Below are 26177 nucleotides of genomic sequence, written 5' to 3' on the forward strand. Positions count from 1 at the left end.
GCATGCATAACCGGCCTGGTTCGTGGTATACTAGAGGCAATACAAAGGCCCTGCTACCGGAAGGTACATCCTCGTCGATCATGATGAGGATGTACCTTTTTTGCATAACGGGCGCAAGCTTCATGCTCAGCAAGACAGCAAGACATCACGATCAGGAGAGTGAATCATCCATGCTGCTCGAAGCCATCTACCATCGCCCGAAACAAAACTGGGCTTACGCCTACGACCGCTCCACGCTCCATCTGCGGGTCCGCACCAAACGCGGCGACATGGACGCCGTGCAGGCGATCGCCGGAGATAAGTATGCCTGGGACAAAACGAAACAAACGCTCGACATGCGCATCTTCGCCTCGGACGCGCTGTTCGACTATTGGGAGACCGAGGCGGAGCCGCCGTTCAGACGGCTGCGCTACGCCTTCGGTTTCAAGCAAGACAAGACCGAGCTGTATATGACGGAGAGCGGCTTCGCCGACCGGCTGCCGGACGATTGCTTGACGTTCTTCGACTTCCCGTTCATTAACCCGGCGGATGTTTTCGAGCCGCCGGCATGGGTCAAGGACGCGGTGTTCTATCAGATCTTCCCGGAACGGTTCGCGAACGGCGATCCCGATTTGAACCCGGAACACATCGAGCCGTGGGGCGCGAAGCCGACGCCGGGCAATTTCTTCGGCGGCGATCTGCAGGGCGTCATCGACCATCTGGATTATTTGCAGACGCTCGGCATTACGGCGATCTATTTCACCCCCGTGTTCGAAGCGACGACGAATCACAAATACGACACGCGCGATTATATGAAGGTCGATCCGCATTTCGGTTCCAACGAGCTGCTGCGAAGCCTCATCGAACGCTGCCATGAGCGGGGCATCAAGGTGCTGCTCGACGCCGTGTTCAATCACGCGGGCGCGACCTTCGCCCCCTTCCTGGACGCGAAGGAGAAAGGCGCGGATTCCGAATACGCCGGCTGGTTCCACGTCCGCGATTGGCCGCTGCGCGTCGAGGACGGCATCCCGACCTACGACACGTTCGCGTTCGAGCCGATCATGCCGAAGCTGAACACCGAGCATCCCGACGTCAAGAAATACCTGCTGAACGTGGCCCGCTACTGGGTCGAGGAAATCGGCATCGACGGCTGGCGGCTGGACGTCGCCAACGAGGTGGATCATGCGTTCTGGCGGGAATTCCGCGACACGGTCAAGAAGGTCAATCCCGACGCGTACATCCTGGGCGAGATTTGGCATGATTCCATGATGTGGCTGCAGGGCGACCAGTTCGACGCCGTCATGAATTACCCGTTCACGAACGCCGTCCTGGACTACGCCGCTTACGGCAAGCTGGACGGCCGCAGCTTCGCGAACGCCATCGGCACCCAGCTGGCTAATTATCCGCAGCAGGTGTCGGAGGCGGCCTTCAACCTGCTGGACAGCCACGACACGCCGCGCCTGCTGACGCTGGCCGGCGGCGACGAGCGCCGCATGAAGCTGGCCGCGCTGTTCCAGTTCACGTATCCCGGCACGCCGTGCATCTATTACGGGGACGAAGTCGGCATGTCCGGTAAGGGCGACCCGGATTGCAGGCAGTGCATGGTGTGGGACGAGCGGCAGCAGAACGGCGGCCTGCTGCGCTTCTACCGCGCGCTCATCGCGCTGCGCAAGGAGCATGCCGCGCTGCGCGGCATGGACTTTGCGTTCCTGCACGCGGAAGCGGACGATGCCGCCATCGCATATGAGCGACGCGGCGGCGGCGAGCGATTCATCATCGCCATGAACGCCGGTACCGCGAGCCGCGAGCTGAACATTCACGGCGCGGGCGGCGATTGGCAGGACGCCTTCACGGGACACAGGGCGGCCGCACACAAGAATTCGCTGGCGATCGAGCTGGAAGCCGGCGGCTTCGCGGTGTACAAGCAATTGAAATAGAACGCTGTGATGGGAATAAAACAACAAGAGCGAGAAGGGGCGGGCATCCCCGCCCCTTCTCGCTCTTGTGCGTTGTTATCGCAAATGCCCCGACCGGTTTACTTTCGTCTGCAAATATTTGCGGTTAAATTCCGAAATATCGCCCCACAGCGGCACGCGGCCGCCGACGTTCATGCCGGACGCCTTGAGCGCCTCCAGCTTCCGCGGATTGTTCGTGATCAGCGTGACCGGCTTGCTTCGCAAATGCTTCAACACGACCAACGTGTCGTCGTAGCTCCGCGCATCGTCTTTGAAGCCGAGCTCCAAGTTCGCTTCCACCGTATCGTAGCCCTTCTCCTGCAGCAGGTAAGCCATCGCCTTGCTGAACAGCCCGATTCCGCGCCCCTCGTGATTGGCCAGGTAGAAGAGCGCCCCCGTTCCGTGCTTGACGATCATTTGCATCGATTGATGCAGCTGATAGCCGCAATCGCAGCGTTTGCTGCCGAAAATATCGCCGGTATGGCAGATGCTGTGCATCCGAATCAGCGCATCGTCGGCGTTCGCGAAATCGCCGTACACGAGCACGCTCGACTGCTGCTTCTCCGCCAAATTCGAAGCCGACAGCTGCTCGATCAGAAACTCGGTCCGTTCCTTCTCCTTGCAGCCGCCTTCCTTATGGACGAGATCTCTGCAGGGAAGCCAGCAATACCACTGAAACTGCACCGTCTCCCCGTCCAGATTGACCGGAAGCCGGATAGGACCCACCACAATAATCGTGCCGTTCTTCCCCTTGATCGTCTCGATATTCCGATCCAGCATGGAGACGATATTCTCATCGATGACAGGCATGGACGTCCTCCTTGACTTGCGTTAGCTTTCGCTCAGGTCCGTATACGGTAGGATTCCCTCCGTTTGCAAAAAATAAAGCCGTCCCCGCCAAACGCGCACTGCGTCCGGCGGGAACGGCCTATTCGGCTTTCCCGGTCACATATTTATTGCACGAGCGCGGTGCCGTAAGGCGGCAGCTTCAAGCTGCCCGACTTCAGCGAGGCCCCGTCGTCGGTTGCGCGGACGATCGCCGCCGCTCCGCGCCCGGCTTCGAAGGCTTGGGTCAAATCGACCGTCTGCTTCTGGCCGGACAGGTTGTGCACGACCAGCATCCGTTCGGCTTTCGTGACGCGGTAATACGCCGCGACCGCCGGATTGCCCTGTTCGAAATCGGCGATCGTTCCGTCCCGCAGAACGGGCAGCTGGCTGCGCCAGGCAAGCAGCTGCTTGTAGCGGGCGAGCAGTGAATTCGGATCGGCCTCTTCCGCTTCCGCCGACACCTTATCCGGCGTCGGATTGTACAGGTCGGTTTCCCAGGAGGTCTGGCCTTCGCCGCCCCCCGCCGTCCTGTACCAGGGGAACGGCGCGCGGATCGACTCGTCCGGCTTCATCCCCTTCATGCCGAGCTCTTCGCCGTAGTAGATAAACGGATTGCCGGGCAAGGTCAGGAGCAGCGCGGCCGCCATCTTGGCATGATCGACGCTGCCATCCAGCTCGCTCATCGTCCGGTTCTGGTCGTGATTGCTGAGGAACGGCGCATCGAGGAACGCGCCGCCCGACGATTTGTCGTACATGTCATAGATCCGCTGCAGCGTGAAGGCAATGTCCGGGTTCTGCTCCTGAGCGGCGCCGGCAAGCAGCTTCTTCGCCGCATCGAAGTTGAAGGCGGAATCGAACGCCTTGTCCAGATACGGGGCGATGACGGCCGGGGAATCCCACACCTCGCCGATGATGTAGGCGTTCTTCTTCGTGCCGGAGATTCCGGCGCGGAAATCCTGCCACCACTTCAGATTCCTCGCCTTCACCGCGTCGGTGTCGATCGTCGAAGCGAAATCCCCGTAGATATGCTTGGCCGCGTCCATCCGGAATCCGTCGACGCCCTGCTCCAGCCAGAAGCTGCCGATCCGGATCAGCTCGCCGCGCACCGCCGGCTCGTCCAGATTCAGGTCCGGCATGCCCTCCCAGAAGACGCCCAAATATTTCTCGCTGCCATGCGGGTGCCACGGGTCTCCGCCGACGGCGCCGTCGGACGGAACCTGCGCGTCCTTCTGCTCAATATGATACCAGCTGCGGTACTTGCTGTTCGGATCGGTAAGCGCCGCCTTGAACCACGGATGCTCGCTGCTCGTATGGTTCAGCACGAGGTCCATGATGACCTTGATACCGCGCTTATGCGCCTCGCCGAGCAGCTTCTGCATGTCGCCCAGCGTGCCGTAATCTTTGTTGACGCCGTAATAATCGGTAACGTCATAACCGTGGTAGCTCGGAGACGGATTGATCGGCATCAGCCAGATGCCGCCGACGCCGAGCTCCTTCAAGTAATCCAGCTTGGCCGTCACGCCGTTCAAGTCGCCGATGCCGTCGCCGTTCGAGTCGTAGAAGGAGCGTACGAATATCTCGTAATACACGGTGCCCGGCTGCTCGTCGACCTGAACCGCGGACGCGGTTTTCTTGCCGGTGCTGCCCGCCGCGATCTGCTCTTCGACATGCCGGCCCGCGCTGAAGCAGCCCATCGTGCCGAGGAGAAGCGCGGCCGCAGCCGCCCAACCGGCACCGCGCATAATCAAGCGTTTGCCCAGCGCCGGCTTGGTCATCCTTTGGAAGCCCCCGCCGTCAAGCCTTGAACCAGGAACTTCTGCAGGAAGGCGAACAGGATCATGATCGGAATCGCAATCAGCACGGCGCCGGCTGCGAACAGCGTGAAGTTGCTGTTCTGGAAGTTCGCGACCATGTCCCACATGCCGACGGCGAGCGTCCATTTCTCCTTCGAGCGCAGCACGAGCCGCGCGAAAATGAAATCGACCCAGGCCGCCGTGAACGTGGTCAGGCCGATGTAAGTCAGCATCGGACGGGACAACGGCAGCATGATGCGCCAGAAGATCGTCAGGTGGCTCGCGCCGTCGATGCGCGCCGCCTCGTCAAGACTCCGCGGGATCGTATCGTAGAAGCCTTTGACGATGAAGCCGCCCAGCACCGAGCCTGATGAATAGACGAGCACAAGCGCCGTATGCGTGTCCAAGAGGTCGAGCTGCAGCAGCAGGATATAGATGGCCACCATGCTCATGAAGCCCGGGAACATGCCGAGCACGAGCATCGTCGTCAGTATCGTCTTGCGGCCCTTGAAGCGGAAACGCGACAAGGCGTACATGCTGAGCGTCGTCAGCAGCGTCGACAGGATCATCGACATCGTCGCGATCTTCAGCGTATTCCAGTACCACCGTCCGAACTGGAAGCTCGGCGACGTGAACAGCTCCTTGAAGTGCGTGAACGTCGGATGCGACGGAAAGAACGATTTGCTGAATAGCGAGCTGCCCGGACGAAGGGCCGAGAACAGCACCCACACCGCCGGATAGACCGCCGCGACGGCAAGGATGACCAGGATGACATACGACACGGCGAGCCGGAGCGCTTTCCTCGACTTCATGCTCATTGGATCATATCCTCCTCTTTGAACGAACGCGAACGGCGGTAGCTCCAGATCGAGAGCGAAGCCACGATGACGAAGATGATAATGCCGATCGCCGATGCGAAATTATATTTGTTGTTATTCAACGTCAGCTTGTACAGCCAGGTGACGAGCAGGTCCGTGCTGCCCGCGTATTGATAGTCCCCGTTGACCGGATCGCCGTTGGTCAGGAGGAAGATGACGTTGAAATTGTTGATGTTGCCGGCGAACTGCGTAATGAGAATCGGCGTCGTCGCGAAGAACACGAACGGCAGCGTAATGACGCGCAGCTTCTGGAACGCCGTTGCGCCGTCCACTTCGGCGGCTTCGTACATGTCTTTCGGAATGGCGGTCAGCACCCCGAGAATGAGCACCATGGACACCGGAATCCCGACCCACATGTTGACGAGAATAACCGTGACCTTCGCCCAGGTCGGATCCGTCAGCCAAGGCACCTTGCCAAGGCCGAAATAGCTGAGGTATTGGTTGATCGGCCCGAATTGGCCGTTGAACAGGTTGCGCATGACGAGCAGCGAGATCAGCTGCGGAATGGCGTACGGAATAATGAAGAGCGAGCGCCACAGCCCTTTGAAGCGAATGCCCTTCTGGTCGATCAGCAGCGCGACGAGCAGGCCGCCGAAGTACGTGGTGACCGTGGCGATAACCGCCCAAATGACCGTCCAGACGAAGACGCCGTAGAACGTGTGGCTCCACGTCTTAAGCGAGAGCAAATCGATGAAGGTCTGGAACCCGACCCAATCGACAAGCTTGGCCGGCGGAATATGCTCCGGCGCGGAATAGTTCGTGAAGGCGAGCAGAACCGCCATCAGAATCGGCATAATCGTAAGGAACAAGACGGAGATCGCCGGCAGCGTCAGCAGCAGCTGCGGGAACCGTCTGTCCGCCACGTAGCTCATGGACGCTCTGAACGATGACGGCGCGATGCCTTCGTCCCGCTGCTTGCCGGTTCGGTACGCATCCCTGACGTTCATGACATAGACGATGACGAACAAGGCGAACAAAATCAAAATGACAAGGCCGCCGATCAGCAAATTGACCGAATGGTCGCCGACGACGTTCTTGTAGCGCTTGCCGATCTTCACGAGATGCGTCGGCACTTCGCCGAGCGTAACCAATCCCCAGACGGCATGCGGCAGGCGCATGACGAAATAGTAGCCGCCCATGATTTCCACGCAAAGCAGCAGAATGCCCTTCACGAATTGGCGGTTGTACAACTGCCCCAGGCCCATGATGATAACGGATAAAATCGATGCAGTTCTTTGATGGCTCCGCATCCCCACCCCCAACTCCCTTCCGGTTTTCGAGATTAACGTTGCGTCACCCGCCCCTGCGAATCGGAGGCGGGTGACGGCTTATGGATCGCTTATTTATGGCTTGTTTTCGCTTATTGAACGCTTATTGATCGTGTCGATCGCTTACGGCGGACGGTTCGCTTGCCGGTCTCCTTATTTGGAAGCCGCCGCGTTCGCGTCCTGGATTTGCTTAACCGCGTTATCGAGCGTCGCCTTCGGATCCTTGCCGGTGTTCCAGATGTCGGACAGCGCAGCGCCGATCGGCGTCCATACGTTGGCCATTTCGGGAATCGACGGCATGTACTGCGAGTTCTTGAACTGCTCGACGAACGCTTTGACCGTTGGGTCGTTTTGGATCTTCGGATCCTCCGTCGCTTCTTTGTTCGCCGGAATCGCGCCTGTCAGCGCGAAATCGTCAAGCTGCGCTTCCTTGGTCGAAGCGAATCGCGCGAACAGCTTCGCCGCATTCGGGTACTTCGTGAACGAGTTGACGTACCACGCTTTCACGCCGGAGAATGAAACGGACGGTTTGCCGTCGATGCTCGGAATCGGAGCGACGCCGAAATTGATGCCGGACTTCTTGATGTCGCCGATCGCCCACGGGCCGTCGATATTCATCGCGAGCGTGCCGCCCGTGAACAGGCCCTTCTTGATGTCGTACGTCACGTCGCCGGACTTCAGCGGAAGCACGTCCTTCTTGAGCGATGCGAAGTACGTTGCGCCCTGAACGGCCCCATCATTGTTCAGGCCGATGTCGTTCTTGTCCTGGCCGTTGTTGCCGTATACATAACCGCCCGTCGTTGCAAGGAACGGATAGCTGAAGTAGAAGTTGCCGATATCCCACATGAACGCGTACTTGTTGTTCTTCTTGTCGTTGAACGTTTTGGCGAACGCCTTCACTTCGTCGAACGTTGCCGGCGGGTTCGCGATAAGGTCCTTGTTATAGAACATCGCATACGTCTCGACCGCGCGCGGATAGCCGTAGAGAATGCCGTCGTACGTTACCGCGTTGACCGCGATTTCGCTGTTCTCCGCTTTCGCTTCGTCTTCGAACTCGTCGTTCGGCAGCACGAGACCGGCGGAAACCGCCTTGCCCAGGTTATCGTGCGGGAACAGCACGACGTCCGCAGCGATGCCCGCAGGACCGTCCGTCGTCAGCTTCGCGACCTGGTCGCCGGCGCCGATTTCTTCCATTTTGACATTCACGCCGTATTTCTCCGTGAATTCCTTCATCATTTTCTCAACGAACGGGCGTTCTTCCTTCGCTTCCCATACGAGCAAAGTAGCGCCCGGTTCAGGCGTCAGTTCGGCCTCTTCGCCTCCGGCGTTCGTGCCGTTGTTCGCTGCGCCGTTATTGGTCGTGCCCGCATTATTGGCGTTGCCGGCGTTGTTCTCTTTCGCCCCGCAAGCGGTCATCGTAGCGGCAAGCGTCAATACCATCAGCAAGGATACGGTTTTTTTCATCTGTACAAGAACCCCTCTCATGTAGATCAAGTTAAGTGCCAGGCAATGCGACAACGCCTCTGTCCCGTCTTGTAACCGGCTACGCCTAGGGTATCCAATACTCGGAATCCTATGAAAAGGCTCGAATGCCAGCTCGGCACGCCTTTAGAAAAGCTTGCAAACGCGATGCATTGTACCTTTTAAAGCTTGCGCAAACGTTTGAACAAACGGGCATGAAGAGGCACTTCAACCACATTCCAGCGGTATTCCAAGGAGAAGAAAGCGTTTTTTCAACGGTTTCATCATACAACAAGCGAATTCGAATGGGAAAACGTTTGCGCAGCTCATTAACGCCGATAAATGATCGTCATGCTTTAAAATCCACTGTTTTACGCCCGAATGCGCAATAAATTAAAAATGTGCATGAAAATCTTTTCAATGCTATACTCTAATAGAATTAGACGATTACATGGTTACCTGATATGGATTACTAAATAAACAAGTGCAGTGCACACGTTTGCGCATCCGCGTATTTCTCGTTTCCGCACTGCATCGGGGGAATTTCCTTATGTCGGTTACGATTAAAGATGTCGCGCGGATTGCCGGCGTTTCGCCATCGACGGTCTCGCGCGTCGTGTCCAATCATCCGCGCATCAGCCAGGAGACGTCGCGGCGGGTGAAGGCCATCATGGCGGAGCTGGACTACCATCCGAATATTATGGCGAAGAGCCTTGTCTCCAAGACGACGAAGACGCTCGGCATTCTGCTGCCTCGGCCCGCCGAGGAGCTGTTCGCGAACTTCTTCTTCGGGGAATTGATTCGGGGGATCGTCACGCAGGCGGCCCGCGCCGGGTACGATATGCTGCTGACGACGGTGACGTCGGAATCGACCGAGCTCGAGACGATATCCCGCCTCGTGCTCGGCCACCGCATCGACGGCATCCTGCTGCTGTCCTCGCGGACGTCGGATCCGATCATCGGCTTTCTCCAAGAGCATCAATTCCCGTTCGTCCTGATCGGACGCAGCGACGAGTATCCGAACGTGCTCTCCATCGACAACAACAATATTCAGGCCGCCGCCGACGCGACGAACCATTTCATTGCGCAGGGCCATACCCGGATCGGATTCATCAGCGGTCCGCCGAATCTCGTCGTCTCCCAGGACCGGCTGACCGGCTACCGCAAAGCGCTGCGGGACCATCGGCTGGAATTCCGCCAGGAATGGGTGATCGAGGGGGATTTGCTGCAGGAAAGCGGCTTCCGGGCCATGTCGTTCTTCATGAGCCTGCCGGAGCGGCCGACCGCGCTCGTCGTGTTCGACGACCTGCTCGCCTTCGGCGTGCTGCGCGGCTTGACCGAGCTCGGCTACAGCGTGCCCGGCGACATCTGCCTCGTCAGCTTCAACAACATTCCGCTCAGCGAGCTCGCGTCGACGCCGATCAGTTCCATCGACATCGGCACGTATCAGCTCGGCTACACCGCATCGCAGTCGCTGCTGCGCGTCGTTCAGGACGAGCCGCTGAGCCAGAAGCAGATCATCATCCCTCATCGTCTGATCGTTCGGGAATCGTCGATTTCGCCGAGCGTCAATCGAGGGTAATCGCGAACCTATCCCGCGCGCCGCATGACAAAAAACCGCGCCGCCTTGCCGGAAAGATTCCGGAGGCGGCGCGGTTTTTTGCGATTGCGGCGGCTTGCGGCCGCCGATCAGCACGCTGCGGACGCTGCAGAGTCCCGGCCACGCGGCGCTGGTTGGCGTTATTTATTCCTCCGCAACGGCGGGCGCGTTCGCGTCAGTGAGCGGCGATCGCCTTCTTGATGGCCGCGTTCACGCCGCTGACGTCGGGATGCGCGGAGACGGCAGCATCGCTCAGCTTGTAATGAAGCTTGAGCGTCAGAATGCGAGTGACGCTCTCGTCGATGCGTTTCTCCGTCAGCTGACCTTTCTGCACGCTTTGCTTCAAGGCGTTAAGCACCGTCGTCGCATCCTCGTAGCCGTGCGCAAGCAAGATGATGTCGCTTCCGGCCTTGACCGACGTGACCGCAGCCTCCGCCAGCCCGAAATGGTTGGCGATCGCGCCCATCGTCATATCGTCCGAAATGACGACCCCCCGGTAGCCCAGTTCGCCGCGCAGCTCATCCGTAATGATTGTCTTCGACAACGAGGCCGGGACATTCTCATCGATCTTCGGGAACAAAATATGCGCGACCATCACCATGTCGACGCCGTCCTTGATTGCCGCCTGAAACGGCAGCCACTCGAAAGCCTTCAGCTGGGCCAGCGTCTTGTTCACGACCGGCAGCTCCAGATGAGAGTCTACCGCCGTATCTCCATGGCCCGGAAAATGCTTCACGACCGGAATCACCCCTTGCTTCCGGATCGCTTCCATTGCGGCCAGCCCCATAGACGTCACTTTCTTCGCGGTCGTACCGTAAGACCGGTCGCCGATGACCGGGTTCTTCGGATTGCTGTTAATGTCGAGTACCGGGGCAAAATCCACGTTGAAACCCATCAGCTTGCTCGCTTGGCCCATGGCGCCGTCGATGGCGGCCGCGTACTTCGTATCCCCGGTGTCGCCGATGACCCTCGCCGCAGGAATCTTCAGCAGCCCCGGCAGCCGGCTAACGCGCCCGCCCTCCTGGTCGACCGTGATGAGCAGCGGCGAAGAGTTTGCCTTGTTCCACGCTTTGAGCTGATTGACGTAAGCGGCGACGCTTGCGGGCGTCGTTATGTTGTTCTTATAGAAAATAAAACCGCCGATGTGCTGCTCCTGAATCATCGCCTTCGTCTGCGCGCTGGCCGAAGTGCCGTCCAGCCCGGCGATGATCATCTCGCCAAGCTTCTCGTCCAGCGTCATCTTGCTCAGCTTCTGCGCGACGAGCTCTGCCGTTGTCGGCGTTGCCGGCGGAGTTGCGGGCGTATTGCCGGCATTGCCCGGTTGCGCGGGCGGCTCCGTCGGCGCGTTGCCGGCATTGCCCGGCTGCCCGGGTTGTTCCGTCGGCGCGTTGCCGGCATTGCCCGGCTGCCCGGGTTGTTCCGTCGGCGCGTTGCCGGCGTTGCCCGGCTGCTCGGCCGGCGGATTGCCGGCGTTGCCCGATTGCCCGGGCGGCTCCGTCGGCGCGTTGCCGGCGTTGCCCGGCTGCACGGCCGGCGTATTGCCGGCGTTGCCCGATTGCCCGGGCGGCTGCGCCGATGAATTGCCGGCATTCGTCCCTTCCCGGTCGCCCGCCGATCCGCAGCCACCCGCCAAGCCGACCGACAGCATCAGCAGAGCCAACAATATTTTTCGCATCTATGCCACCACTCATTTCGATAATGTCACTTATTAGTCTTACCCTACAAGACGAAAAAAGTTACCGAAAATGTTGCAGCGGCATGACAAAAGGCCGCCTATACCCATTATGGGTATAAACGGCCGCGAAGCCCCATCACGCTATATGGTCCAGAGACTCCAATCGTTGCGGCGCTTGCCGATGGCATCGATCCAGCGGAGCGAGATATCGAGCAGCGCGTCGCGCGATTCTTTGCTGGAGAAGGTATGGTCGCCTTGCAGAATGATTTCCTTGTCGCAGTTGCCCTCTTTGCGGAGCCAGAACATTTTCTGATACAGGAAGCAGTAGTCTACCGGGATGACCGTGTCGGCCGTGCCGTGCACGATCAGCACGTCGCCGCCGTACCCGCGCGTCTCCGTTAACGGCTGGTATTGCGCAAGGGAGTCGGTGAACCGCTTCGTGAACTGGTAATGCTTATGATCGGTTCTGCCGACGGTATCAATTTCCTCGATCGCCTTAGTGCCGATGATATTGCGAATATCCATGTACGGATGCGCGACGGGCGCCCACAGGACGAGCGACTTCACGCGCGAATCCCGCGCCGCCGTAAGCACCGCGACCGCGCCGCCGAGGCTGTGGCCCAGGAGAATCAGCCGCTCCGAGTCCACCAAGTCCAGGCTCGACGCATAGTCGATGACCGTTCGGGTCTGGGCGATCAGCTCATCCAGACCGCCGCTTCCGTAGTCGCCGGAGCTTTCGCCGCAGCCGCCATGGTCGAAACGCAGCACCAGATACCCGCTTTGGGTCAAGCGCTCGGCCGCCTCCACGAACAGCCGGTCCGTCCCCATCCGATTGCCGATAAAACCATGGCAAATGATGACGAGCGGATATTTCGCCGCGCGCTTCTCTCCGGCTTCCAAGGCGGGATATTGCAGCACGCCTGCCAACTCGAGCCCGCCGCTCTTGATCGTTATAGGATGATTCATCATCGGCACCACCTTATTCCTATAATTCCTACCTATTTTATTGGAATTAAGAATAGCATGGAACGCGGCCGCCGTCAATGCCCATTCTGCGAAGTCGCAGCGCGTATGGGCGGGCTGCTCCAGGGTGTCTGCATGAGCTCAAAACGCTTTGGCACTCTGGCGCCGGATTTCTGCCTTTGGGCAGCTTTTTAGGCGGTCGAGGACAGTTGAGCGCCGAGTTCCTGCCTTTGGGCAGCTTTTTCCAGCGTGCGCACACAAATTTAGCGATAATTCTGCCACCATGGCAGCTTTCCGGGCCTCACGCCCCTATCGCACGCCCCAATTCCTGCTGCCATGGCAACTTTCCGGGCGTCACGCCCCCATCACACGCCCAATTCTTGCCACCATGGCAGCTTTCCGGGCCTCACGCCCCTATCACACGCCCAATTCCTGCTGCCATGGCAGCTTTCCGGGCCACATGCCCCTATCGCACGCCCAATTCCTGCTGCCATAGCAGCTTTCCGGGCCACATGCCCCCACTGCACGCCCAATTCCTGCTGCCATGGCAACTTTCCGGGCCACATGCCCCCATCACACGCCCAATTCCTGCCGCCATGGCAACTTTCCGGGCCACATGCCCCCATCGCACGCCCAATTCCTGCCGCCATGCAGCTTTTCCGGCGAACATCCCATCCCCACTCGCCCAACTCCTCCAGTTCCCCCAGCCCGCTCAACCGTGCCCCACGCGCTCCCTACTCCGCACCGATATGCTTCAATGCCTCGCGCACGCTGAGCGGCGACAGCTCCGTGTCGCGGACGAAGGCGCGCACCGCCGCCGGGTCGGTTTTGCCGTATTCCCGGAGCGCCCAGCCGATCGCCTTGCGCATGAAGAAGTCGCTCTCGTGCGCCGTGCGCCGAATGAGCGCGAACAGCAGCTCCGCATCGGTGCGCCCCTTGTAGCCGAGCTGAAACAACAGCGCGCTGCGGCGCAGCCACAGGCTGTCCGCGGCGATCCATTTCTCCGTATACGCCGGCACGAGCTCGGGATGCTTGCTGAACAACGCGCCCGCCAGGTGGCTCGCCAACAAGTCGACCGTATCCCACCAGGCCTGGGTCGTGACCAGAAATTCCAGCAGCTCGATCTGCGCCGGGCCGAGCTCCTTCTTCCGCTTCTCCAACAGCGTCATCGCCGCGTACGGGAACTCCCGCTCGGGCAGCGCCCACAGCCGCCGGACCGTCGCCTCCAGCTCCGCCCCGGACGGTACGCCATGCTCCTTCATGAATGCCCGCATCAGCGCATTGCGCTCAGGGGTGCGAATGCCCAGAAATTCAAACTGATCCCGCATGTACGCCTTCATCGCGGCCGCCTGCCCGGCATTCGCATGCCTGCGAAGCAGCGCCTCCAGCTTGTCCGCGTACGCCGCCGCGTCAACCGCCGTTTCCGTTTCCTTCATGCCACGCGCCTCCTTTTGGAACGAATTATAACAGAAAAGCCTCGCCAGCCGCCCGGCTCATCCACGAACAAACAGCCTTATGCCGGCAAAATATGCCGGCATAAGGCTGTTCAGTGCCGCGAAAGCGTGCCGCGCCATCACGCTGCGATCCGCGCTTCGCGTCTATCCGCTGCTAGTCGAGCTTCTTCTGGTTCGATTCGATCTGCTTGTTGCGTTCTTCAACCAGCTTGTCGTACCCGTTGTCCTGACGGTACTTGACGAACGCGGCCATCGCTTGATCCACGTCCGCGTCGGACTTGGCGTTCAGAATCTTCGCGATCGTCTGCGCCCACTCCTGGTTGATCTTCTCCACGTTGCGCGCGGATTCGCGCGACAGGTAGACGTCGAGGCTCGCCAGTTCGAACTGCGGCACCGTATACGGCACCGTCCACTGCTTCGCCTGCTGCAAATATTTCGGGAATTGGTCGATGCCCATTTGACGCGACAGCAGCGCGCTGTCCTGCAGCCACAGATGCGTCGTCAAGCCGACTTTCTTCTCGAAGCCCGCCGGGTCGGTCTGCTTCAGCTGCAGCAGATCCGGGTTCAGCACCGGCTTGCCGTCCTTCATCGTATACGTCTCGCCTTCGCGGCCGAAGTTCATGACCGTGTCGCCGTATTCGCTGACGAGGTACGTGACGAGCTCCATCGCCTTCTGCGGGTTCTTGGCGCTCTTCGAGATGAACGTCTGCGTCCAGCCTTCGATCGACGTGCCAGGCAGCGCCGTCTTGCGGCCCATCGTCGATTTCGGCCCGTCGATGGCGATGTATGCCTTATCCGGATGCTCGCTGTCCCACAGCGTCATCGGGTCCGTCTCGCCGATAATGTCGTTGGCGAAGAACACGAAGTAGCTGCCGTTCGTCAAATGCGCATCCTTGTCATCCTTCGTCATGGTGACCATGTCTTTGTCCGTCAAGCCGGCTTGGCGGGCCTGCACGATGACCTTCAGCCACTTCTGGAAATCCGGGTCCGTCAGACGATCGTAGTACTTGCCGTCTTCGGTCAGCATCGGCACGCCGAGGAAATCCTGGAGCGTACGGTCGAACACGCCGTTCTTCTCCGAGCCTTCGCCGAAGTTCTCCGTGCCGAACGGCACGACCGGCTTGCCCAGCTCGTCCTTCAGATTCAGCTTTTGAACCGCTTGCAAAGCGGCCGTGAAGCCTTCCGGCGTCGTCATGTCCGGGCTTCCGATCTGCTCGTAGATGTCTTTGCGCACCATGAACGCCTGGTTGCCGTAGATGCCGCCCTTCTCATAGTCCGATGTCGTATTGGAGAAGTTCGGGTAGCCGTAGATATGGCCGTCTTCCTGCGTGAAGAACTTCAGCGTCTCCGGCTTGGCCGCCGAAGAGAGGAAATACGGATCGTACTTCTTCGCCAGCTCGTCCAGCGGAATCGCGAATTTGCTTGCGTCCTTGATCAGCGGGCTCGTGCCGTCGATCGTGATGATGTCCGGCAGATCGCCGGAAGCCATCATCGTATTGAGCTTGTCGTCCGTGCCGTTCTGGTACGTGACGTTGACGCCCGTATCCTCCGTGATGAACTTGGTCGCCGTATCGCTGCCCCATGTCTGCGCGAACCAGTCGAAGTTGATGTACCAGTCGAGATTCGCCGTCGATTTGTCGGTCTTCCAGCTTGGCGTCGCCTCGTCGACCTTGAAGCTTGCATCGGCCAGATTGCCTCCGCCGCCCTTGCTGCCGCAAGCGGTGAATACGAGGGCGCTGACGATGAGCGTTGCTACGGTTGCTGTCTTTTTCATGTTGCTTCCCCTTTCGTGATGCCTGGATGCATTACTCTTTGACCCCGCCGACCAGCATGCCGCTGATGAAATATTTCTGAAGGAACGGGTATACGACCATGATCGGCAGCGTCGTGATGATCATCGTTGCCTGCTGAAGCGACTGCGTCGTGAACGCTTTAGAAATATAGACACCGGCCTTGGAAGCGTTGGCGGCTCCCGTGCTGGTCAGCAGCTGGTACAAGTAATACTGAATCGGGTAGAGCGACTTGTCCGTGACATACAGCTTGGCCACGAAGAAATCATTCCATTGGTACACGCCGTGGAACAGCGCGATCGTCGCGAATACCGGGAGCGACAGGGGCATGACGATTTTGAAGAAAATCTGGAACACGCTCGCGCCGTCGATTTTCGCCGATTCCTCGATGGACTCCGGCAAACCCCGGAAGAAGTTCATCAGGATGATCATATCGTAGAAGCTGTACAGCACCGGAATGATGTACACCAGGAAATTGTTCGCCATGCCGAGCGATTTGATGACCAGGAAGGTCGGAATCAAGCCGCCGTAGAAGAACATCGAGATGATGCCGAGCCGAATGAACAGCTTGCGGCCGATCAGGTTCGACTTGCTCATCGCGTAAGCCGCCATGCCCGTAATGATCAAGTGGCCGGCGACGCCGATCAGCGTCTTCATGACCGTAACGCCGAGCGCCCGGTAGATCGTGGTATCCTTCAGGATCGTCTCGTAGTTGACGAGCGTGAATTTCCTCGGGTAGAGGTAAATGCCGCCCTTCATCGCGTCGTAGCCGTCATTGAGCGACAGCGCGACGACGTTGATCAACGGGAAGACGATCACCGCGATGAAGACGCACATGAAGATCACGTTGAAAATATGGAACCATCTTTCTCCCCGTGCTAAAGGCATAGTCTAGCTCCTTTCTAGAAGATTGAACTGTCGTTCACACGCTTCGTCAGGAAGTTGGCCCCGAGCAGCAGGATGACCGACACCACCGACGAGAAGATGCCGACCGCGGTCGCGAACGAGAAGTCTCCTTGGGTCAAGCCCAGATGATACACGTACAGGTCGATGACTTCGCTGCGGTGAATGTTGGAACCGTTCTGCAGCACCAATGCCTGCTCCAGGTTCGAGCCCAGTACCGAGCCGACGCGAAGGACGAACATCAGCACGATGATATGACTGATGCCCGGCAGCGTAATGTAGCGGATCTGCTTCAGCTTCTTGGCGCCGTCGACGCGCGCCGCTTCATACAGCGAAGGGTCGATGCCCGCCATCGCGGCCAAGTACAGAATCGTGCCCCAGCCGACTTCTTTCCAGATGTCGGAGAGCGTCGCCACCCACCAGTAGCCGTTCGCGTTCGTCAGGAACGGGATCGGGCTGTCCGTCAGATGAAGCGCCATCAGCAGGCTGTTGACCAATCCCGCCGAGCTCAGCCACGTGATGAACATGCCGCCCAGGATGACCCACGACAGGAAGTGCGGCAAGTACGAGACGGTTTGCGTGAATTTCTTGAACAGGCCCGTCCGCAGCTCGTTGATCATGATCGCCAGTACGATTTCCAGCGGAAAACCGATGAGCAGCTTCAGCACGCTGATGCCGAGCGTATTGGTGAGCACGTTATAGAAGTCGCTGTCGCCAAGGAAGGCTTTGAAGTTGTCGAGTCCGACGAATTCCGAGTTCATGAAGCCGTCCAGCGGCGAGTAATCCTGGAAAGCGATGATCAGACCGAACATCGGAATGAACGAGAAGACGATCATCAGCAGAATCCCGGGCCAGACCATGGCCTGCAGCTGCCACTGCGCTTTGAGCCGGTCGATGAACTTGAGGTGCATGCGTTTTCCTCCTTTCGGGCGATGCGCTAGTGCGTGATGGTGAATACCGGCTGCCGCGGATCGTTAATATAGAGCCGGAAAGCGCCGGGCTCGATCGTCCGCCGCAGCTCGGCATCGAGGTAGTGCAGGTCTTCCAGCGTCACGGTCAGCGTCGCGCGGACGGAGCCGTGAGCGGGTACGGAAATAACTTGATAAGCTTTCATCTCGCGGACCGGGCGAACCGACCGGGAGACGACGTCTTCGATATAGAGAATCGCGATTTCCGGATAGGCGTAACCGCTTGGATTGTGAATCGTGAAGGACACGCTGACCGGCTTGTCGGCCGTAATGACGTCGCTCGATATGTCGAAGTCCGCATATGTCGCGCCGGCATACGTCAGTCCGTGCCCGAACGGGAACAGCGGGCCGAGCTCGCAGTCCTGATATCGGCTGCTGTAGCTCGACGCGTTGGCGGGCCGGCCCGAGCTGTACTCGTTGTAATGGATCGGGTTCTGCGCCGAATGCCGCGGGAACGACATCGTCAGCTTGCCCGAAGGCGTCGCTTGGCCGGTCAGCAGCGACGCGATCGCCGCGCCCGCCCGCGTGCCCGGATACCAGCACCAGAGCAGTGCCGGCATGTCGTCCGCAATGTCCTGCAGCGCCAGCGGACGACCGGCGAAGCAGACGCAGGCGTATGGCTTGCCGGTCGCTTTCACGGCCCGCACCAGCGCCTGCTGGCTGGCTTCCAGTCCGATGTCGACGCTGCTGTGGCCTTCGCCGCTGAGCGTCCACGACTCGCCGATCGAAGCGATGATATAATCGCTGCGCTCAAGCACATCCGCGGGGCAATCCGCCAGCGTCTCGCACACGTCGACCGTCAGCGACGGGTCGGCTTGCTTCAAGCCGTCCGCCAGCGAGACGACGTCGTCGAAGCTGCCTTTGCACGCCCAATTGCCGAGCAGCTCCTTCGTGCCGGCGAACGGTCCGACGAGCAGGATGCGCTTATGCGCCGCGCGCAGCGGCAGCGCATCGCCGTCGTTCTTGAGCAGCACGCAGCTCTTGCGCGCCGCGTCCTCGGCAGCCGCGAGGAAATCCGCGTTCAGGATGACGGATGGCTCCTCTTCCTCGCTCGCGTACGGATTCTCGAACAGGCCGAGCTCGTTCTTCAGCCGCAGCACCTTCATAACGGCCGCGTCGATGTCGGCCAGCAGCGCAGGATGCTGCGCGAGAACCGTCTCGAAATGCTCCAGATACAGCGTCGACACCATCTCGATGTCGATGCCCGCGTTCATCGCGAGCTCCGCCGCTTCCCTGCCGTCGTGCGCCACGCGGTGCTTCTGCAACTCCGCCACCGCGCCCCAGTCCGAGATGACCAGCTCGTCGAACCCGTACCGGTCGCGGAGCACGTCCTTCATCATGCGCTTGCTTGCGGTCACCGGCGTGCCGTTGAACGAATTGAACGAGCTCATGACGAATTTCGGCTGCTCTTGCAGCGCAATCTCGTAAGGCTTGCCGTAATAATCGAAGAATTCGCGGAGCGACATGTCGACGGCGTAGTAGTCCTTGCCGCCGATGCCGGCGCCGTACGCCGCGAAGTGCTTCAAGCACGCCGCGACGCCGGCCGCCGAGATGCGTCCCTCCTGAATCTTCTGATAGCCCTTGATCATCGCCCGTCCGAGATTGCCGGACAAGAGATGATCCTCGCCGAACGATTCCATCACCCGGCCCCATCTCGCGTCGCGCACGAGATCGACCATCGGCGAGAAGTTGACGTGTATGCCGGATGCCCGGAGCTCCGATGCGGTCACGGCAGCGGCCGTCTCCAGCACGTTCTCGTCCCAGCTGCAGGACAGCCCGAGCGGAATCGGGAAAATCGTCTTGTAGCCGTGAATCGCGTCGTGCATGAACAAGAGCGGAATCTTCAGCCGGGATTGCTTCAAATATTCGGATTGAATGAGATTCGTAAACTTGGCGCTGGAGGCGCCGATAACGCTGCCGATCGTATAGAGCGTGCCGTCGCCAAGCACATGGCTGGCGTATTCCGGCCCGGTCTCGACCATCTCCGCATCGACTTTCCCGACGTACAGCTCGCCTGTGATTTGCGTCAGCTGGCCGATCTTCTCCTCCAGCGTCATCGCTTGAAGCAGCTGCTGCAATTGATTGTCGTTCATCGGATTATTTCCATTCCAGCGCAGGCAGAATATCCTTCTGCAGCTCGCACATCTCGTCGATCATCTTGCAGGCCTGATAATACGTCGGCGCTTGCGGATCGAGCAGAATCGCCTGCAGCAATTTGTTTTTCGAGTTCTCCTGGAACGCTTCCAGCAGCAGGCGGTGGATCATGCCTTGAACGTGGATCGTTCCGATCACGGCCGTCGGCAGCTCCACGGTCATCGGCTTCAGGAAGACGCCTTGTCCGTTCGCGACCGCTTGCGTCTCGACGACCATGTCGTCCGGCAGCCCTTTGATGGCGCCGTTATTCGGCAGATTCACGGCGTTGATGTGGATCTCGTCGTCGAAGAAAACCGCTTCGATGATCGGAATCGCGTACTCCATGCTCGGGCATACCTTGTCTTTATTGAAGGTATACGCTTGCTCTACCCACGAATCTTGCGTTTGGACGTTCTCGAACAGCCCTTTATCCAAGCTTCCGCCGTTCGCGGCGTAGACGAAATCCGGCGTTCTCGAGCCTTCCTGCCACAGCTGCTCGCGCATCGGATCGTAGCGGTATTGCAGCGATAGGCCGGCGTAGAAATCAGCCGCGTACGATACATATTCTCCGCAGTGATTCGTTCCCGGATACGGATAATAGCCATAAATTTGGAACATCGCTCTGGACAGGGCGATATGGTCGAACTGCGCCAGACGGTTCGCCTTCTTCTCCTGCTCGCGGAAGCGCGGATACAGGTCCTCGCCGTTTTTCTTGTCCCAGATCTTCGTGAAGAAGCCGAAGTGGTTCAAGCCGCCGCCTTCGAAGCCGATCTCCTCTTCCTTCATCTCCAGGAAGTCGCACAGCTGGTGCACGCCCATGTCGAGACCGTGGCACAGGCCGACGATCCGAATCGACGTCAGCTTGGAGATCGCTTCCACGAGCTTCGCTTCCGGGTTCGTGTAGTTGATGAACCAGGCGTCCGGGCATACCTTCTCCATCATGCGGGCGATTTCCAGCATCGGGCCGAGGTTGCGAAGCGTGTGAAACATCGAGCCCGGGCCGCCGTTCTCGCCGTAGATTTGCTTGCTGCCGTACAGGCGCGGCACGTGGAAATCCTGCGACCAGTAGAAGTAGCGGTTCACTTCGATCGCGACGATGGCGAAGTCCGCTCCCGTGAGCGCTTGCTCGAGATCCGTCGTTTGCCAGATCGCCGCCGGATGGGAGAAGGAATCGAACATTTCCTTCGCATAACGGTACGTGCGGCCAACGTTGTCGGCATCGATATCCATCAGCGCGATCTCAAGCTCCGCCTGGGATTTCAAACGCGGGGAAAGCACGATATCCTGCAATGCGCCAAGGGCGAACGATACGCTGCCTGCGCCGATAAGCGCGATTTTCATTTTTTTCATGGGTGGTTGTCTCCTTTAAACGGTTTGTCGCCTTGCGATTTGATTGGCTTGCTTCCAGGCCGAATACCCGGCTCCGATAACGCCGGCGTCGCCGCCGAACGCGGGACTGACGATGCGGATGCCCGCTTTGAGATGATCCATTACCTTGCTCCTGGTATTCTCCAGCACGTTGTCGATCAGCCATAGGTTGTTGTCGATCACGGAGCCGCCCAGGACGAATACGTCAGGGTCGAGCGTCTGCATCAGCGAGGCGATCGCCCGCGAGAAATACTCGACCCACAGCCCGATTACCGCGACCGCCCGCTCGTCCTGCCGATGATAGCGCTCGAACAGCGTCATCGTCGTCGCGTCTTCGCCGAACAGCCGCTTGCTCTCTTCTTCCAGCGCCTTGCCGCTGCAAAGCGATTCCAGCGTGCCGCAGTACAAGGAAGCATGATTGTTGTCTTTGTCGGAAATAATCATACTGCCGATCTCGCCGGCATAGCCGTGCGCGCCGTGAAGCACCTCGCGATGAAGGATGATGCCGCTTCCAATTCCGGTGCTTACGGTAATATAAATCGAATGGTCGCTGTCCCTCGAAGCGCCTTGCTCCGCTTCCAGAGCAGCGATCACGTTCACGTCGTTCTCGAAATAAACGCCGCAGCCCGGAAACTGCGATGCGATCGCCGCAACGGGCACGTTTTCCAAATAGGGGATGTTGACGGCGTCCACGATATGCGTCGTGCCGCGTTTCCAAGGCACGGGCATCGCGATGCCGATCTTGCTTGCCGCATGCCCGGGATCGACGGTACCGATCATGTCGCGAATTCCCGCGAACAGCTCGTCGGCGCTGCCGAAGCTGTCCGTGAGCGCCGTTGCCTTGCGAACGAGCTCCAGCTTGTCGTTCACGAGCCCGACTCTGACGTTCGTACCTCCAATATCCACGCCGATCACAGATTCATTCATGCTTGCTGCTCCTTAATTCTTATTGCCGTCCAAATATTTCGCCGCCGCCCCGTCGAGGAAGAAATCGATATGCTCGAAGCCGAGCAGCTCCTGCGCCGGCAGCTTCGCCTGCGGATTGCCGAAGATTTCGCGGACGATCGCGGCCTTGTGTTCGCCCGTAATCGCGACGACGACCCGCTTGCTTGCCGAGATTTGGCCGAGGCCGAGCGTAATGCCCTGCTCCAGCTTCGCGCCCGCCTTGAAATATTTCTGGCCGACGACGCGGGTCGTTTCCGCCAGCTCCACGACGCTGCTGTTGTTCAACACCGGGCAGCCCGGCTCGTTCAGGCCGATGTGGCCGTTCATGCCCACGCCCATCAAACTGAACGTGATGGGATGCCGTTCGATGAAGCGGTCGATTCGCTCGCATTCCGCCTTCAGATCCGCTTTCGTCCCGTCGTAGAATACGATACGGGACTCGTCGAGCGGCAAGAGCGAGAACAGGTCCGCGTTCATCATTTGAAAGCAGCTTCCCTCGGAGCCGCGGCCGATGCCGACCCATTCGTCCAGGCTGACGATGCGAAGCGACTTGATCGGGCCCGCCGGGTCGACGGCGTCCGCGAATTCGCGGTAGCTCTTCTGCGGCGTGCTGCCGGAAGCGAGACAGAAGACCGGGTCCGCTTCATGCGTCAGGTTGCGAAGCATTTCGTCTGCAATCGCACGGGCCAGCTCCGCTTCGGTTTCGAATATGCGTATCACGGATGGTCACTTCCCTTCAAATTCGTATGAGGCCGGTATTCGCTCGGCATGCGTTAGTCCGCGAGGACATGAATCATTTCCTGCTGCAGGATCAGAATCGCCGCGCCGATCGCCGCCGAGTCCGACGAATCGCTCACCGAAATCTTCGGATCCCAATCGGTGTACTGCGTTACGTATTCGGCGGTTCGCGTCAATAGGCGATCCGGGAACAGCGCCACGGTCTTGCCGCTGATCACGACGCGGTTGATATCGAGAATGCTGATCATATTCGTAATGACGAGCGCGAGATGACGGGCCACGTATTCCGCGCAAGCGTCGCGTCCTTCTGCCGAAGCCAGATCGTAGCTGCCGTGTAGCGTCTCGATGCCGAGCTTGCTTTCGAGCCAGCCGACGGAGGACGGCGTCTTCCGGTAGTCCGGATCGAAGCACATGTATTCCAGCTCGCCCGCGCTCGCGTTGAAGCCCCGGTGCAGCTCTTTGTTCAGAATGATGCCCGCGCCGACGCCGTCGCCGACCGAGATATGAATGAGATCGTTGACGGGCTCCTCGGCGTTCTCCAGGTTGCGGAATTCCGCCAGGATCGAGGCGTTCACGTCGTTCTCGATCAATACGGGCAGCCGTGCGCGCTGCGTAAGATTATCGATGATCGGTTCGTAGGGATAATCTTCCTCCCTGCGATCGGCGGTATGCATGCGGATCGTCTTCTTGCGGCGGTTGATCGCGCCGTCCACCCCGATGCCGATGCCTACGATGGTGCCGCCGATCTCCTCGGCCTTCTTCCGCATCCGTTCCACGATTTCGTCGAAGACCGCCGCGAATTGCTCGCCGTGGAACGCGATCGGCGTGTCGATCGCATAGGAATCGACGATCCTGCCGTACAGGTTGACGAGCAGCGCTTTCATTCGCTTGCCGATCGTCTGAATGCCGATCGTCACGTAGCTGTTCCCGTTGAAGCGGTATACCGTCCGCTTCCGCCCGAGCCCGCCGGCGCCCTCGCGGCTCTCGCCCGTCGCCGTCAGCAGGCCGATCTGCTCGAAGTAATTGACGATCTTGCTCACGGTCACGAAGCTCATGGCCGTCTTCTCCGTAATTTCCACCTTGGCCAGCTCGGGATGCTGCAGCAGGATATCGAAGATGATTTTGCGGTTCTCGTCTTTTATGTCGTTTGGCAGAAATGACTTCACGCGCTCGCCCCTTTCGATGTCGCACGAATGACTTGCTCAGGAATTACTTAATATTGTTTCTTAATCTCATTTCTTAATTCAATTATTTAATTTTATTTAATAATTGGACGCAGGAAGAAATCCGACTCGTTAATTACCCCTTATTATAATGCGATCGATCGCAGTGTCAATGGCAACATTCGACAAAATACGAAAGAAGCGCGAAAGAAGCGCGGCAACCTCCCTCCCGCTTACGGGTTCGGGCTTAGGCGCTTCCCGGGCTCGCGGCCCCGCCGCATACAGGCGCAGCGCGGCTTTGGCGTCCGTGCATACTTCGCGGCCAAGTCCCTGTTCGTCCGGTTGCCAGACCGGCCGACCTTCGTCGTTATGAGCGGGTTTCGAACGGAGGCGGCCGCGAAGAAAACCAATCCCTCGCCGCCGCACTGGTCTTGACCGGCTTGCAGCATTTAACGTCGCACCACGCGCGATGGGAGCCTCGGTCCTCGGCGGATCGGCGAAGCACCCGATGCTCGCTATTGGATGTACGTTATCGGCAATCCGCCAGCCGGAGCCTCGGCCGGCCCCCCTGTACATGAACCGGCGTTCCTATTCGCCGCGCCGCTCGAACCGTTCGTACAGCTCGGGCGTATTCAAATTGACGAAAGCCGCTTCCTCCGCTTCGCTCAAGGCGATTACCGTCGTTCGCAGCTCGCCCAGGAGCGACATGAGCCGCAGATCGCCTTGTTCCAGCCGCCGCGCCAGCACATGAACCGCGCTTGCATGATAGAGCGCATGGAACGGTTGACCCGGCGTTAGCACGACTTGCGGGATGGCGCCTTGCTCCGCTGCGCTTGCAGCTTGTCCTGCCGCTTCGCCGTCCATTGGCCCGCCGGCGCCGATGGACGGCCGCAGGCTTGCATCCGCCAGTCCGAAACCTTCGGCTTCGGCCCCGGACTGCGCTCCGCCGCCCTCGGCCGCCTGCAGCAGCCGCGCGAACAGCCCAACCGATACCGTCGGCATGTCGCATGCCATGACGAAGGCATAGCCGCGCTCCGGCACGGCGCCGAGCGCCGCGTGAAGACCGGCGAGCGGTCCGCTTCCCGGGTACGCGTCTGCCGCGGTCACGATCTCGTCCGCGCCCGCAAGCCCTTGCAGCAGCGCTCCGTACTCCCGGCCCCGCGCTTCCGTGCCGCAGGCGACGATCAGGCGCCGAATGCCCAGCGCCGCCATCCGTTCCGCCAAATGCCGCACCAGCGGCTTGCCCGCGATCGGCAGCAGCGCCTTGTCCCTTCCCATGCGCGTGCTCTGTCCGCCGGCCAGAACGACGCCGGTCACCTCTTCTGCCCGCATGTTCATCCTCCTGTTCATCCATCGTTTCATCCTGTCGAAGCTGCCTTTTCTCCCAGTATAAGACGAGCGGATTGCATTGGGAAAGAGCGCGCCTGCAAACATCCAGCCGCGAACAGGAAAAATCGGGCCAAATAGGGAAGGATACACATAGCCGGCCATCGCCAACCGATTAGCCGCTTGCCAAGGCAACATGCGATCATGCAGCGGCGCAGCATCGCTTTCGCGGCAGGGAACGATTGGCGGCTTCGCGGGAAGCAGCAGCCCTTACATGAACCGAACCAACAAGAGAGGACGATGCGCATGACATGGGAAGATATCGTTAAAGGACGCCGATCCATTCGCAAATTGACCAATACGCCGGAGGTACCGCGTTCGCAGATCGAGAACGTCGTCCGGCTTGCGCTGCACGCGCCGTCGGCCTTCAATATGCAGAGCGGCCGGCTCGTCGTGTTGACCGGCGGGCAGCATGAACGGCTGTGGGACATCGTGACGGAGACGCTTCGGGCCCATGTGCCGGCCGAGAAATTCGGCCCGACGCAGGAGCGCATGAACGGGTTCCGCGCCGGCGCCGGCACGGTGCTGTTCTTCGAGGACGAGGCCGCGGTCAGGACGACGCAGGAGAAATCGCCGCCGTCGTACCAGATGCATTTTCACCATTGGTCGCAGCAAGGATCGGCCATTCTGCAGTATGCCGTCTGGCTCGGCTTGACCGACCAAGGCCTCGCCGCTTCGCTGCAGCACTATAATCCGATCATCGATGACCAAGTGAGGCGCGAGTGGGAGATCCCGGACAACTGGTCGCTCGTCGCCCAAATGCCTTACGGCCGGGCGGCGGAGACGCCGGGAGAACGCTCCTTCCTCCCTTACGAAGACGTCGTGAAGTGGCATTAACGGTTAACGACTGCAACTCCTTGAAGCCGGACGGGCATCGTCCGGCTTTTTGGCAAGTACGGGCCGGCTTCCCTGGCGCAAAACAGTAAAAT

The 26177-nt window shown here is 59.6% G+C and carries 20 protein-coding genes; 3 read left to right on the forward strand and 17 right to left on the reverse strand.

The features are described 5' to 3' along the window. Positions 1-170: 170 nt before the first annotated feature. A complete protein-coding gene (locus tag GXP70_RS28720) occupies positions 171-1916 on the forward strand; it encodes a glycoside hydrolase family 13 protein (protein WP_162360097.1) in 1746 nt (581 codons plus the stop codon). Positions 1917-1991: 75 nt separating this feature from the next. Here GXP70_RS28720 and GXP70_RS28725 read toward each other — a convergent pair whose 3' ends face one another. The 5 genes from GXP70_RS28725 to GXP70_RS28745 all read right to left on the reverse strand — a co-directional run bounded on the left by GXP70_RS28725 (position 1992) and on the right by GXP70_RS28745 (position 8165). Continuing rightward, positions 1992-2744, reverse strand: coding sequence for a GTP cyclohydrolase II (locus GXP70_RS28725; RefSeq protein WP_162360098.1), 753 nt, complete (start codon positions 2742-2744; stop codon positions 1992-1994). Positions 2745-2887: 143 nt separating this feature from the next. Next, a complete protein-coding gene (locus tag GXP70_RS28730) occupies positions 2888-4537 on the reverse strand; it encodes an alpha-amylase family glycosyl hydrolase (RefSeq protein WP_225442595.1) in 1650 nt (549 codons plus the stop codon). Then, complete coding sequence (locus GXP70_RS28735) at positions 4534-5373, reverse strand: sugar ABC transporter permease (RefSeq protein WP_162360099.1); 840 nt, start codon at positions 5371-5373, stop codon at positions 4534-4536. The genes GXP70_RS28730 and GXP70_RS28735 overlap by 4 nt, the downstream gene beginning before the upstream one ends. After that, a complete protein-coding gene (locus tag GXP70_RS28740; protein ID WP_162360100.1) occupies positions 5370-6683 on the reverse strand; it encodes a carbohydrate ABC transporter permease in 1314 nt (437 codons plus the stop codon). Before GXP70_RS28740 ends, GXP70_RS28735 begins: the two co-directional genes overlap by 4 nt. A gap of 171 nt (positions 6684-6854) precedes the next feature. Next, entirely contained in the window at positions 6855-8165 is a 1311-nt protein-coding gene (locus tag GXP70_RS28745; protein ID WP_162360101.1) for a sugar ABC transporter substrate-binding protein, read from the reverse strand. A gap of 547 nt (positions 8166-8712) precedes the next feature. Here GXP70_RS28745 and GXP70_RS28750 point away from each other — a divergent pair. After that, the gene (locus GXP70_RS28750) at positions 8713-9744 is read left to right on the forward strand and encodes a LacI family DNA-binding transcriptional regulator (protein WP_162360102.1); all 1032 of its coding nucleotides are present in this window, start codon (positions 8713-8715) and stop codon (positions 9742-9744) included. A gap of 193 nt (positions 9745-9937) precedes the next feature. Here the strand turns inward: GXP70_RS28750 and nagZ are convergent, their stop codons facing one another. The 12 genes from nagZ to mobA all read right to left on the reverse strand — a co-directional run bounded on the left by nagZ (position 9938) and on the right by mobA (position 25194). Continuing rightward, positions 9938-11437, reverse strand: coding sequence for a beta-N-acetylhexosaminidase (nagZ, locus tag GXP70_RS28755; protein WP_162360103.1), 1500 nt, complete (start codon positions 11435-11437; stop codon positions 9938-9940). A gap of 141 nt (positions 11438-11578) precedes the next feature. After that, complete coding sequence (locus GXP70_RS28760) at positions 11579-12403, reverse strand: alpha/beta hydrolase family protein (RefSeq protein WP_162360104.1); 825 nt, start codon at positions 12401-12403, stop codon at positions 11579-11581. Positions 12404-13134: 731 nt separating this feature from the next. Continuing rightward, positions 13135-13836 carry a DNA alkylation repair protein gene (locus tag GXP70_RS28765; RefSeq protein WP_162360105.1) on the reverse strand — a complete coding sequence of 234 codons (702 nt, stop codon included), beginning with the start codon at positions 13834-13836 and terminating at the stop codon, positions 13135-13137. A 172-nt stretch (positions 13837-14008) separates the two neighbouring features. Next, on the reverse strand, positions 14009-15628 hold the full coding sequence (locus GXP70_RS28770; RefSeq protein WP_162360106.1) for a type 2 periplasmic-binding domain-containing protein: 1620 nt from the start codon (positions 15626-15628) through the stop codon (positions 14009-14011). A gap of 31 nt (positions 15629-15659) precedes the next feature. Then, entirely contained in the window at positions 15660-16532 is an 873-nt protein-coding gene (locus GXP70_RS28775; RefSeq protein WP_162360107.1) for a carbohydrate ABC transporter permease, read from the reverse strand. A 14-nt stretch (positions 16533-16546) separates the two neighbouring features. Beyond that, positions 16547-17458, reverse strand: a complete 912-nt coding sequence (locus GXP70_RS28780; RefSeq protein WP_162360108.1) for an ABC transporter permease — start codon at positions 17456-17458, stop codon at positions 16547-16549. 26 nt (positions 17459-17484) lie between these two features. Continuing rightward, entirely contained in the window at positions 17485-19608 is a 2124-nt protein-coding gene (locus GXP70_RS28785; protein WP_162360109.1) for a glycoside hydrolase family 3 N-terminal domain-containing protein, read from the reverse strand. Positions 19609-19612: 4 nt separating this feature from the next. After that, positions 19613-20998, reverse strand: a complete 1386-nt coding sequence (locus GXP70_RS28790; protein ID WP_162360110.1) for a family 4 glycosyl hydrolase — start codon at positions 20996-20998, stop codon at positions 19613-19615. Between the two features lie 15 nt (positions 20999-21013). After that, a complete protein-coding gene (locus tag GXP70_RS28795) occupies positions 21014-21943 on the reverse strand; it encodes an ROK family protein (protein ID WP_162360111.1) in 930 nt (309 codons plus the stop codon). A gap of 12 nt (positions 21944-21955) precedes the next feature. Next, positions 21956-22681 (reverse strand): 6-phosphogluconolactonase, encoded by a 726-nt coding sequence (locus GXP70_RS28800; protein WP_162360112.1) that lies wholly within the window; start codon positions 22679-22681, stop codon positions 21956-21958. Positions 22682-22734: 53 nt separating this feature from the next. After that, positions 22735-23865, reverse strand: a complete 1131-nt coding sequence (locus GXP70_RS28805) for an ROK family protein (RefSeq protein WP_162360113.1) — start codon at positions 23863-23865, stop codon at positions 22735-22737. 585 nt (positions 23866-24450) lie between these two features. Next, positions 24451-25194, reverse strand: a complete 744-nt coding sequence (mobA, locus tag GXP70_RS28810) for a molybdenum cofactor guanylyltransferase (protein ID WP_162360114.1) — start codon at positions 25192-25194, stop codon at positions 24451-24453. A gap of 300 nt (positions 25195-25494) precedes the next feature. Here mobA and GXP70_RS28815 point away from each other — a divergent pair, with 300 nt between their 5' ends. Continuing rightward, positions 25495-26085 (forward strand): nitroreductase family protein, encoded by a 591-nt coding sequence (locus GXP70_RS28815; protein WP_404822296.1) that lies wholly within the window; start codon positions 25495-25497, stop codon positions 26083-26085. Positions 26086-26177: the final 92 nt, after the last annotated feature.

The sequence above is a fragment of the Paenibacillus lycopersici genome (assembly GCF_010119935.1).
GTDB classification, from domain to species: Bacteria; Bacillota; Bacilli; order Paenibacillales; family Paenibacillaceae; genus Paenibacillus_Z; species Paenibacillus_Z lycopersici.